This window comes from Fluviicola chungangensis (genome assembly GCF_007558725.1).
GTDB classification, from domain to species: Bacteria; Bacteroidota; Bacteroidia; order Flavobacteriales_D; family Crocinitomicaceae; genus Fluviicola; species Fluviicola chungangensis.
This window is the reverse complement of the sequence record NZ_VLPL01000001.1, coordinates 182,648-194,686: the sequence shown is the minus strand read 5'-3', so window position 1 is coordinate 194,686 and position 12,039 is coordinate 182,648. Positions and strand designations below refer to the sequence as shown.

The 12,039-nt window shown below is 38.7% G+C and carries 12 protein-coding genes; 10 read left to right on the top strand and 2 right to left on the bottom strand.

Going from position 1 to position 12,039, the window contains the following annotated elements; all coding sequences use genetic code 11:
• The first annotated feature begins 64 nt into the window (after positions 1 to 64).
• Complete coding sequence (locus FO442_RS00925) at positions 65 to 433, top strand: hypothetical protein (protein ID WP_144331257.1); 369 nt, start codon at positions 65 to 67, stop codon at positions 431 to 433.
• Between the two features lie 217 nt (positions 434 to 650).
• Here FO442_RS00925 and FO442_RS00920 read toward each other — a convergent pair whose 3' ends face one another.
• Positions 651 to 860: a hypothetical protein gene (locus tag FO442_RS00920; RefSeq protein WP_144331256.1), complete on the bottom strand. Its 210-nt coding sequence runs from the start codon at positions 858 to 860 to the stop codon at positions 651 to 653.
• Between the two features lie 136 nt (positions 861 to 996).
• Here FO442_RS00920 and FO442_RS00915 point away from each other — a divergent pair, with 136 nt between their 5' ends.
• From FO442_RS00915 to FO442_RS00890, 6 genes are all read left to right on the top strand, one after another.
• Positions 997 to 1,215, top strand: coding sequence for a helix-turn-helix domain-containing protein (locus tag FO442_RS00915; RefSeq protein ID WP_144331255.1), 219 nt, complete (start codon positions 997 to 999; stop codon positions 1,213 to 1,215).
• Positions 1,215 to 1,637 (top strand): very short patch repair endonuclease, encoded by a 423-nt coding sequence (locus tag FO442_RS00910; RefSeq protein ID WP_144331254.1) that lies wholly within the window; start codon positions 1,215 to 1,217, stop codon positions 1,635 to 1,637. The genes FO442_RS00915 and FO442_RS00910 overlap by 1 nt, the downstream gene beginning before the upstream one ends.
• Positions 1,630 to 2,871 (top strand): DNA cytosine methyltransferase, encoded by a 1,242-nt coding sequence (locus FO442_RS00905; protein ID WP_144331253.1) that lies wholly within the window; start codon positions 1,630 to 1,632, stop codon positions 2,869 to 2,871. Before FO442_RS00910 ends, FO442_RS00905 begins: the two co-directional genes overlap by 8 nt.
• Complete coding sequence (locus FO442_RS00900) at positions 2,855 to 5,272, top strand: sensor histidine kinase (RefSeq protein ID WP_144331252.1); 2,418 nt, start codon at positions 2,855 to 2,857, stop codon at positions 5,270 to 5,272. The genes FO442_RS00905 and FO442_RS00900 overlap by 17 nt, the downstream gene beginning before the upstream one ends.
• Positions 5,265 to 6,413, top strand: coding sequence for a hypothetical protein (locus FO442_RS00895; protein ID WP_144331251.1), 1,149 nt, complete (start codon positions 5,265 to 5,267; stop codon positions 6,411 to 6,413). The genes FO442_RS00900 and FO442_RS00895 overlap by 8 nt, the downstream gene beginning before the upstream one ends.
• 82 nt (positions 6,414 to 6,495) lie before the next feature.
• A complete protein-coding gene (locus FO442_RS00890) occupies positions 6,496 to 7,173 on the top strand; it encodes an HNH endonuclease (RefSeq protein ID WP_246073797.1) in 678 nt (225 codons plus the stop codon).
• 1,245 nt (positions 7,174 to 8,418) lie between these two features.
• Here FO442_RS00890 and FO442_RS00885 read toward each other — a convergent pair.
• Positions 8,419 to 8,604, bottom strand: a complete 186-nt coding sequence (locus FO442_RS00885; RefSeq protein ID WP_144331249.1) for a hypothetical protein — start codon at positions 8,602 to 8,604, stop codon at positions 8,419 to 8,421.
• Positions 8,605 to 8,662: 58 nt separating this feature from the next.
• Between FO442_RS00885 and FO442_RS00880 the strand changes: the two genes are divergently transcribed.
• The 3 genes from FO442_RS00880 (at position 8,663) to FO442_RS00870 (ending at position 12,010) form a co-directional block, all read left to right on the top strand.
• Positions 8,663 to 10,321: a T9SS type A sorting domain-containing protein gene (locus FO442_RS00880; RefSeq protein ID WP_144331248.1), complete on the top strand. Its 1,659-nt coding sequence runs from the start codon at positions 8,663 to 8,665 to the stop codon at positions 10,319 to 10,321.
• 387 nt (positions 10,322 to 10,708) lie between these two features.
• A complete protein-coding gene (locus tag FO442_RS00875; protein ID WP_144331247.1) occupies positions 10,709 to 11,173 on the top strand; it encodes a DUF4268 domain-containing protein in 465 nt (154 codons plus the stop codon).
• Positions 11,174 to 11,197: 24 nt separating this feature from the next.
• Positions 11,198 to 12,010 (top strand): T9SS-dependent choice-of-anchor J family protein, encoded by an 813-nt coding sequence (locus FO442_RS00870; protein ID WP_144331246.1) that lies wholly within the window; start codon positions 11,198 to 11,200, stop codon positions 12,008 to 12,010.
• Positions 12,011 to 12,039: the final 29 nt, after the last annotated feature.

Here is a 12,039-nt window from a genome sequence, read left to right as displayed (position 1 = left end):
GGGACTTAAATTCATGGCTGTAAACCAGTATTCTTTATCTTGCAGCTTGTAATTTTAAGCGATCATGCAACTCTACTGCAAAAAATGCAATCAACAACTGACTGTGATGGATTTACAGCAGGTTTCTTCGCGTCAGATAAATATGAAGAAACAGGCAAGTCTAATCGATCCGGGACTTTACGTAAATGCCAGCGAAGCAGAAATTTACTTCGAAAAGCAAATCGATTTCCTTGTGAACAAACAAAGTGTCGTTCTTCAGGATCACAACGATCCAGAACGTTTTTCAGGTTGTTGCGGACCGGGTAATCTATCTGTTCTAAACCAGGTTTGCCCGAAATGCAGCGCAGAAATTGGAGTTATCGTTGAGGATTGCATATTTCCATATTTCATTGGAATTTCCGGATATACAGTAAGCACAGAACCATTGTGGTGAATCCACAACAGATTACAATCAAGCTGCGCTAATCCCGAAATGAATTCGGGACAAGCTGCTTTGGCTTTCTCGAAGCGATGCTTCTCGTGTCCTATAATGTTATTGCGTTATGTTAATATAGCTTGGGTACTCAGACCGACAGATTTCAATAGGAGGGAAGGTCTTGGGTTTTACCTCAATCTTAAAAAAGGCTCCAACTTTTATTCTTTTCCAAACCTTATTTACTACTCTGATTTCTTCGAGTAGGATATTTTACATGGCGTTCTTTAAAGTCCGAGATTTCGGCTTTCAACTTTTTATTGGCGTTCTCTAATAGTTCATTTTGGAACCGCATAATACTGATTAGGTCGTTCATTGCATTTAGGTTCTCCAACTGGCAGTAAACCAGTTCTTCTAAATCTGCTTTGGTATAAGTCCGTGCTGACATATTCTTATTTTTAATACTATTTATCCGATTTTCTAAACAAACGTATCGAATTTCGGATAAAATTCCAAATGATTTTTCAGATTTTCGGAAATTTTGTTCTGTTTAAGTAGATTTATGTTCAGAAAAACAGATAATAATGACCGAATTAGGATTGTTTCTTTCAAAAAAATCCGTGAATCGTTCAGACGTTTCCCGAAAGACTGGAATTAGTAAAACACGTTTGAGTGAATTAACAAACAATGCCAGCACTAAATTGAGGGCAGACGAATTGTATTTGATTGCTTTGGCGATTGATGTTGAACCGTGTGAAGTATTGAAAGAAGTGTGTAAAAATTTGAAAATACGAATGGAATAATGTCAGATGTTCACTCCAAAGAAACCCGGAGTTACAATATGAGTCAAATCAGAAGCAAAGACACAAAACCAGAAATGTTGGTGAGAAAGTTTTTGTTTAGCAGAGGATTCCGATATAGGCTTCACGATAAAAAAATGCCTGGAAAACCTGATTTGATCTTTCCAAAGCTAAAAACAGTCATTTTCATACATGGCTGCTATTGGCACGGTCACGAAGGGTGCAAATATTTTGTTCCTCCCAAAACCAGAAATGAGTGGTGGATGAATAAGATAAATGCAAATAAAGAGCGGGACAAAAGAAACACTATTCAACTAAATGAAAATCAATGGAATACAATTGTCGTTTGGGAATGTGAATTAAAGCCAGATAAACGAATTCACACTTTGGAGCAATTGGTTAACAAGTTAAAAATAAATGAGTAAACTTAGATATATCGATCTATTTGCAGGAGCCGGCGGTTTATCAGAAGGGTTTTATGAACAAGGGTATGAACCTGTTGCTCATGTCGAATATGATAAAGCGGCTTGCTATACTTTAAAAACAAGAGTTGCATATCATTACTTAGCAAAGTCGGGTAATTTGGAGATATACTATTCGTATCTAAAAGGTGAAATCAAAAGAGAACAGCTTTATAATGCGATACCGAAAGAATTACTGAACACAGTTATTAATGCAGAGATTGGGAGAGACAACTCATTGATTTTTGATAGCATTGATAAAATCCTGAAGGAAAAAAAAGTCGATGTCATTATTGGTGGACCTCCATGTCAGGCTTATTCGGTGGTTGGAAGAGCCCCGTTAAAGCACAAAGAAAATGACGAACGGACGAAATTGTATGTTCAGTACGGGCGTTTTTTAAAAAAATATCAGCCAAAATTATTCGTCTTTGAAAACGTTCCCGGAATGCTATCTGCCGCTAACGGGCAGTATTTTTCAAACTTGAAAAGCTATTATAAACGTCTTGGCTACGAACTTGAAGCAAGGTTATTAAATGCCTATGATTTCGGAGTGATCCAAAACAGGCAGAGGATAATTATCATAGGATGGCAAAAAGAGTTTAACTTCTCTTACCCTGAATTCAGCCAAGAAAAAATCAGGCATTTCAGAGACACTATATTTTCTGATCTGCCATCTATTCACCCAGGAGAAACAAAAAGGGTTCAGTCATATAAAAGTGAGACTAATGATTACCTATTTCAGAGCAAAATAAGAAATGGTCTTGATATTGTCACACAGCATATAACGAGGCCTCACAATGTTAAGGACCTTGAGATCTACAAACTAGCGATTGATAAACTGGAGAATGGTGAACGATTGAAAAACAATCTGATACCGGAACATCTAAGAACCCAAAAAAACGTTACGGACTTCCTTGACAGATTCAAAGTAGTAGGAGAGGAGCCTCACACCATGATTGCCCATATTGCAAAAGACGGGCATCACTTTATTCACCCCGATGTGAAGCAATTAAGGTCTATTTCTGTTAGGGAAGCGGCAAGAATACAATCATTTCCGGACAATTATTATTTCGAGGGCATTAAAGAAGATCAACCGAGGACTGCTGCGTACAAACAAATCGGAAATGCGGTTCCTCCGTTGATGGCAAAAAAAATTGCTGATAAGATCAAAAAAACTTTAAATGGGAGAAAAAAATAAGATAAAGCGACATTCTTTCCAACCAGGTGCTATGTCCATTATTCAAATGGGCGAGGAGTTAATTGGCCACCCGAGTACCGCAATAAATGAATTGGTAAAGAACGGGTATGATGCCGATGCGCTTTCAAGCAAAGTTTACTTTCACTATTCAGATATTCCGGAAGAGGCTTTTGCTGTAATTTTCGACGATGGAAATGGAATGGATTCTCCTACACTTTTTGGTGATTGGTTAAAGCCTTCCGTCAGTTCTAAAAGATCAGTAAATACAAAAAGTGAAAAGTTTAAGCGGAATTTTTTAGGAAGTAAAGGAATTGGACGTCTTGCTTCAATGGCCTTAGGTGAAAGTGTCAATGTAATTACACGAAAAAATGACACCGATGATTATAACTGGATTACAGTTAATCGTGAAGCATTTAGAGAAGAAAAACTACTATCGGAAATAAATTTTCCAGGGGATCAGATTTCAAATTTCATCTCATTATTTATTGATAACGATATTCTCCAAGAAAGAAATCAATTCGAATTACAAAAAAAACTGAGAGCATATCAGCCGAAGGATAAAGAATCGAAAACAGAAGAAATTCTTAATCACATTGTGAATAGAAACAAAAATGGTGTTATCCGATTTCTTCAATCAGCAGAACTGGAATCGTTTTCAAAGGGTACGCTTATTGTCATCGAATCATTGGACGATTCAATACTGAAAATTTTAAGAGATGAGTTTACTCAAACAGAAACTTCTGAAACTCCAATTGAACCATATAAAACCACTGAATTTTATAAGTCACTTGCAACCTTAATAACCCCTTTAACTCTTAATGATCAAATACAGGAAGAGCTTTTCAAAAAGGGAATTATTAAAGAAAAAAAAGCTGTTGCGTCCAAAACCAACAATTTCGCTATTGAATTCGCAACGAACCTAATACCTGAACAAACTGGAATCGAATGGTTGCCAATTGAACCGATTCCAGTTCAATCAGTCTTTGACTACCGTGTCTACGGAAAAGTGACAAATGAAGGGGATGTCAATGGATTAATGGCTTTTAACAGACTCGATAATGATCCATTTGAAACAGAATTCACTATTCTAAAAAAAGATCTGGATAACGATGAAGATCCTCAACTGAAGCTATTTGACGATAAAAGAACCAAGACCGGAGAATATTATTTTGATATCCGGATTTATGATATAGGTGAAAAGGATAATCTTGAAAAACTTGCAGGAAAAATTAATCTTTCAACTGGTTCACAATTCCGAAGAGTATTCAAGAATTTTCAGGGACTCCGAATTTCAAAGAACGGCTTTGGTGTAAAGCCTTATGGTGAAGAAGTAGAAGACTGGATTGAATTATCAAAAGCAAGAGTTCAAAATCCCGGACAGAATGTGAATACAAATCAAATCTTAGGATATGTATTTTTTTACTCCCCGGAAAATGATGCTTTAGAAGAGAAAACAAATAGAGAAGGGTTTCTGGAGAATAGTGCTTTCAGCCAGGTCAAATCAACATTGAAAAATATTTTTTCCGTTCTAGGAAAAAGAAGATATAATTATCGTTTACTACACGGTCTAGGGCGAGTTCCAACTAGTAAACACGACAGACCAGATTTTGAAGAATATCTTCGAATGCTTAATGAATATAACGCTGACAGCAGACTTCTTAGTTATTCAGAAAAATTCATGAAGGAAGTTACGACTGCGATGGACAACATTGAAGAATCCCTTTCTTTTTCGGAACGATTAGCGTCATTGGGAAGTGGTATTGAACTAGTTTATCATGAAATGGCTCAACCTATCTCACGTCTTCGAACCACAAAATCCTCACTTGATCTAAAAAAAGATAAAATAAATGAAGCAGTACGGGACATTTTTATATCGGACGTAAACTCACTTCATCAAGCGACTGATGTTCTTGTCGAATTACGTGGCTCTTTACAACCTGCAATTGGAAGAACCAGAAAAAAGAACTTCATTCCGTATAATACGTTTTTAAAGGTTTGTAACCTGTACAAATCAGACATGGAAGAGCATAGGATTTCGATTACTGCAGATGAACGACTAAAGGATTATGTTGTTAATGATCTTGAATATGCTTTCTGGATTACATTCCTGAATATCATAAACAACGCTGTCTACTGGCTTAAAAAATCAGAAAGACCGGGCGAAATTAAACTATTTATGGAGCAAAACGCCTTTGTAATTAGCAACTCGGGACCATTTATTAATGAAGACTTAATCGAACATATTTTCAATTATGGAGTTACGACACGTTCTGAAAAAAATGCTACGGGGCTTGGTTTGGCCTTTACGCAAAGTATTCTTAGTCGAAATAATTGGAAAATTAAAGCGGAAAACAGATCCGACGGACCAGCATTTATTATCAAAAAATCTAACTATGAATAGAGGGACTATTATTCACATTGACAGTGATCAAAAAATATTAGATGATAGCAAAAGACTCTTTGAACAAGTAATATCGGACATTAATTATATTACAATTGATAATCAAACCAGTTTCAAGTCTGAAATAGAACAGGCAATCAATGACGGCAGTTTAAAAGCTGTGATATTTGATTTAGTTGGCAAAACTGCAGGTGCTCAGGAGTTAGTTGAGGGGGATGCTGAATTTTTAAACGAAATTGAGGTTGCATTTCAATCCTACAACATACCAATTTTCATTTTCAGTGCAAGCATTCATCTAATTGAAGATAGATTCAATAACAGTGGGACAATCTATAAGATCGACAAGGCTGAAGATTTTAAAGAAAAAGTTATTGATCCGTTCGAAATGCTATTAAGTTCAGGGTTCATTGACGTGTTTTGTCCAAAAGGAATATTAGAAACTGAATTACACAAGGATCTTAACTTGGCTTTCACAAAACAATTTTTTACCGGTGAACAAATTAGACAACTAATTTCGGGTATTAATTCAACCGGAACGAATATAGACCGTGTTCAAAAGGTTTTTAAGCGAATTGCGATCAGATCACTTCTTTCAACCTTATTAGAACCTGAGACCGACGAAAATGGGAAAATAAAACCTGAATTTCTGAATCCAATTGAGCACTATATTCAGCGTATCAATTCATTTGAATTCTGGACAGGAGACATTTTAGAAAAAAAAGACAAATCTGAGTTGTTATTGATTCTCACTCCACGTTGCAATGTTGCAAGTAAATCATTAGACGAATTATTAGTTTGTAAAATTTTGCCCAACGAATTTCCTAAGGAAATTGCTAATAGAACTGAAAAAGACAAGATAGGTTATGCTTTAACAGATAAACCAGAAATAGCAGGATATGATCGCTATTTACCTCCTTCAGCTCTATTTGGAGGTGGGAAAGTAATTCTTTCCGCATACAAAATGGTTCCAAAAACAAGTTTAACAGCTGATTACGAACGTATAATTTCATTAAGTGATGAACTTACAAATGAAATACTTGGGAAATTCGGATCATATTTTTTCAGAACAGGTATCAACCCTTGGAGCAAAGAAGAAACAATTGAGCATATAAGAATTCAAGAAGCGAATGGCGAAAAATAATTGGTCAAGAGACGAACATATCGTTGCGTTCAACCTTTATTGTAAGATTCCATTCACTAAGATTAATGCAAATTATCCACCTGTGAAGGAATTAGCTCAAATTATGGGGAGAAGTAACGGATCGATTGCTATGAAACTAGCCAATTTTGCAAGGCTTGATCCAGACTTGAAAGCAAGAAATGTTTCGGGTTTGAGTCAGGGAGCAAAAGGAGAGGAGGAAGTCTGGAACGAATTTAAAGACAATTGGAATGAACTTGCATGGGAAAGTGAGCAAATTCTTGCCAAATATAAAGGACAATCTGTTGAAGCTTCCTCCGGAATAAATCTGGACAATATACCGCATGAAGGGTTGGAAAGGGAAACTCTAATAAAAGCAAGAGTCAATCAATACTTTTTCAGAAAGGCCATATTATCCTCATATAACTCGTCATGTTGTATCACTGGAATAACCTTCCCGGAACTGTTAGTTGCAAGTCACGTTGTACCTTGGTCAAAAGATACTGGAAACAGAGTTAATCCCTCTAATGGGGTATGTTTAAACTCGTTGCATGACAAAGCTTTTGACACAGGATTAATTACAATAACTCCTGACTACAAGGTAAAATTATCAGATAAACTACTAATGAATTCAAACTCAACCTTCATAAGTTTATTTTTACCATATCACGGAAAATCGATTCAATTACCAAAACGATTTCTACCAGACAAGTCATTATTGAAATGGCACAACGAAAATGTATTTGTCGGAAGCGGAATTTAATCCAGAACCCCGATCTAAAATCGGCCCTTACGCGGAAAGTGTAGAAAACAAACGGAATGGAGCGTTGTTTAACCCCTGTTTGAGCTCAGCTGTCGGATTTTTCAGCAGAAAAATTCGGTAACAGCGTGGTGAGTTGGGGTGCGAACAGTGGAATGCAGTGCTAGTTTTCAAGCTTTACGTGTACAGGCCTAGACTTACCTCACAATTTTCGCACTAACGTTTGTCATTGTTCGTCTTCAAAAGCTAGCGCTTTTTCTTGGCTCACTTTTTTGCAATGAAAAGAGCTAGCATTGCTAGCGAAGACGAAGATATTGCCTCACAAAGGCAATAAATCTGAGGTAGGTGGAAATCTCTCGAAAAAGAACGCCATAAATTCAATTCCCTGGAAAAGAATAAAAGTTGGAGCCTTATGGGAAAACCCTGCGGGTGGCGTGCGTAGGAAAAATTGCTTATAAAATCTTTCTGCAAAAATTACAGACAATGTTTTATTGATTTTTATTGGTGTCTGTGAGTGCTTCGCAATTCCGCAGGATTGCAGAAAATTTTATTGCAATGTGTGTTGGCCGTGCGGCTATTTAATATAACGTCTAATTATAGGGCAAATCCTCCGGAGGAAAATCGTGCAATCAACCAAGCCGCGCTGACGCTTTGGCTTTCTCGAAGCGATGCTTCTCGTGTCTTATAATTACTATTATGTTAAATAGTACAACCGTTCCATTTGACCTTCATTGTGCAACCCCTCGTGAATACCAAACTGGTTGACTGCTCTACTCCTGTGCCGTTTCCCTTTTCATCCGAACAACTGCCGGAACCATCTTCCCCGGAGAATCGCTTAAACTATTGCATCCGGACGTTCATTCGATTTATTCCACTTTAGAACCAAACCATTGAATTGGTTATTTTACTAAATCTCCAATTTTGAATTCTGCCTTTGGAACTGCTGAAAATTTACTTCACGAGAATCGCGTAGAATTTTCCGCACGGGACATTCTGCGAAATAATCAATTCTGACGCGTTTATTTTTTTCATCCTTGCTGCGTTAAACCTGCTGTGTATAAAAATTTCCTGATGCTTATAATCAATTGCATTGGCCGGTTGCAGATTTTCATCCGGAAAAATCGCCTAACAGAAACGCGAATTGAACCGGGATCAAACTCCCGGAGGCTCAAAACGAATTCCGATCAATTGGAATTCCGCAGCAAATTCCATGCATCAATCGGATATGATTGGACGTGTTTCTTTCAATTATGTTAAATAGGATAACTGTTGACCCTTTTCTTTCAACACCATCGCCGCTTTTGTATCAAGTCGCATCTTTTTTACATTTTTTCCAATTAAATTCATGCTGACAATCCGTTTCAATGCCAGATCATTAACTCTTAAAACCGCCATTTTCATTGACAAATCAATCAAAAAAACGGGTTTTTCCACCGAACTTTTTCACTCCAAACAGAGTCTTTCCTTTAAACCCAATTACTAAATACCGATTATGAAGAAGATTTTACTTGCATTGCTGGGTTGTTCGTCTATTTTCGCGATGAACGCTTCAGCACAACACCTTGATTCCACGTTCAACACGAACGGCTACCTCCCCTATCTCGGTCCCAACTCCAACAGTGAAGGAAACCTGGGAGGAGGAATGGCGTCGGCCATCCAGGCGGATGGAAAAATTGTAACCGTATTAAGAAGAGATCCGAATACATCCGATCTGATGATGCATGTTTACCGCTATTTGTCAAACGGAATGCCTGATCCGGCTTTCGGTACGAATGGTGCTGCGGAAATTTATTGCGGACAAGACAGCCGCGGTTACGACGTGAAAATCCAGTCGGACGGCAAAATTGTCTTTATCGGTGAATCCAAATATTGTATCAACGGCGTTTGCGGGGCCAAACAATTCATTATGATGCGTTTGAAAACCAACGGCAGCCTGGATTCTACCTTTGGAGTAAACGGGCACCTGTTGACCAATCACGTATTCGGGACAACCGGGACTTATTCGATCCCCAAAAGCCTGCACATTCTTCCCAACGGAAAATTCATGGTCGGAGGAATAGGTCCCGGCGGAAAACCGGCAATCGTTCGCCTGAATACAGATGGTTTCCCCGACAATACCTACGGAACAAACGGTGTTTTTTCCTTGACGAACGTCCCGAGATCCCGTTTTGTGGACATGGCAATCGGCCCCAATGGCGAAACTTACGGACTATTGAGAATCGATTCCTGGAATTCAACCACTTACGCGTATGATTCTGCCAATTACACTGACAATACTCTTTTTAAACTGGACCCAAACGGAACACCGGACCTGAATTTCGGCACTAACGGATTCTTTAGTTTTGGCACGGATAACACAGATGAAGCGGCTTCCATTCTATATTCAACCACCGGAAAATTGCTGGTTGCAGGTTACAATATGCCCGTAAACAATTATTATTCCAGCGGATACGGCCGGTTAAACAAAGGATTTGTGGCTTTTGTCAATACAACAGGTGCTCTGGATAACAGTATTCCCAACGGATTCGTCAATTTTGATTTCGCGCAGGACAGTGCCACTTTCTTTAGTAAGATCATCGAAAAAGGCCCGAATGAATTCCTGATTTGCGGTTTTACTTCGGATTATGTCAGTGGAAACTATCAAAATAAAGGATTGATTGTCAGCATGAATGCACAAGGTCAATTGAACAATGCATTCAATGGAAACGGCTACCTGATCTTTGACCACGGAATGGTCGGTTCATCAGGCTGGAACGGGAAACTGGCAAATTTCATGGATATAGACCTTACAAGCAATCTGGACATTATCCTGACCGGGTATCGCAACCCGATTGCCGGAGCCACAAAAGAAAGTATTTACATTCTGAAGCTAACTTTCGGAACGGACAGCAACCTGGCTGTAGGCAAATTTTCGGAAGAACAAGCCTTTTCGGCATATCCGAATCCGGTTTCAAACGGTCATTTCCTGGTAAACAGCAACGAATCCGCTTCGATCCAATTGATTTCATTGGATGGAAAGGTTCTCTATGAAAACAGCGTTTCAGAAGGAATTTCAGATATTACCCTGGTTTCAGCTTACAAAGGAGTGGCGATTTTGAAAGTACAGACCCCGGACGGGAAAGTCGGTACATACAAGTTACTTTTTGAATAAAGAATAAACTTTTCGGGCGGGTTTTCTCATAATCTTCTCGCCCGGTTCAACCGCAAAGACGCGGAGTATACAGTGCTTTTTTCATATTCTCGCGCTGTACTCTTTGGTTCTTTGCGGTTTTTTTGGCAATTTATTAATTCGTTATATTACGATATTATTGTGTCCGGAAATAAAGAAATCGCGATTTCGTAATATTACGAGCGACCTTTACCAGGATTGGTTTTCAAGGAAAAAAGAACGGTAAAAATACCCCTTTCCCTTTTGAATTTTCTACATTTAAAGTCAAATTGCTATCTATTCCTGCAATCGTTACAAGTTGTTAAATCAAAAACACGGCATTTTCATTCCCCGATTACAACTGTATATTTGCACTACAATTTCCAACACATGTATTCCAAGGAAGAAAAAAAGCAATTGAAAATTGATTTCTGGAACCGGTTTAAGGTCCACATGCAAAAAAAACGTTCTTCCAACGGACGCAGAATGAACTGGTTGGCATATCCATCCGAAGTAAAAGACATTTATATCCGTGTGGATGCAGATGACTCGGGTGCACGCCTAACCTTTGATATCCAGGGAAAAGATGCGGGTGTTCGCCAGATCCTTTGGGAACAATTGCATGAATTGAAAAATGTTCTGGAAAGCGAAATGGGGACCGATGGTATTTGGATCGAAAACGCTTCTACTTCTGCCGTTCCGGTATTTAACCGCATTCTCTGGGAACGTTCCGACCTGAACTTTTACAACCCCGAAGATCATCCCGAAATAATAAACTTTTTAGCCGATCGTTTCATTCATTTTGACGCCTTTTACCAGGAATTTAAGGATATCTTGATAAATCTGGCAATGTAGCCAAAGTCTTTGTATTTTTGTCTTATGTTAAAACAAATCGCCCTTCTTTCAAGCGTTTTCATTTCAACGCTTTCTGCCCAAGCTCAAACAACCGTCCTGGACGAGGATTTCCAACAGGGAATTCCTGCAAGCTGGACAACGGTCAAAAATGATTCGTACACGGAAGTGGAAATACCCTTTCAGGTTCCCGGGGCATGGATCAGTATGGCAGATCCGAATAATACATCGGACACGGTAGCTGCGGCAACTTCCTATTTCACGGTTGCACAAAAAGCAAATCGCTGGTTAATCTCCCCTCCTGTCACTATCGGAACCTTCGGGAATTACCTGAAATGGAACGCCAAATCCTTCGATCCGAGTTATCCGGATACGTACCAGGTATTGATCTCTGCTACAGATACGCAAATTTCCAGTTTTACAGATACCCTCTTGCGTGTTGAATTCGAATGGGAAGACTGGACGCAACATGAAGTGAATTTAAGCGAAGCCGGATATACAAATAACGAAACAATTCACATTGCATTTGTTTTGGAAACTCAGGGTGGATTTAATTTATTCGTCGACAGTGTGAATATACGCAAAGATGATCCGCTGGCGTTGGATGAGCAATCCCTGCAGCCGGAGGTGACCATTTATCCGAATCCGACCAGCAGCATGCTTCATTTTTCTACTGAAAACCTCAAAAACATCGCCATTTACAATACCGCCGGAAACCTGATTTATTCCCAGGAAAAGGCGAATCCGGTTTCAATGGAGCGTTTTGAACAAGGAATGTACCTGGTCCGGATGACTACACTGAAAGGACAAACGATTACCAAACGTGTCCAGAAGATTTAAAGGCCCATTGGTCCGCTAACAAACTGTTT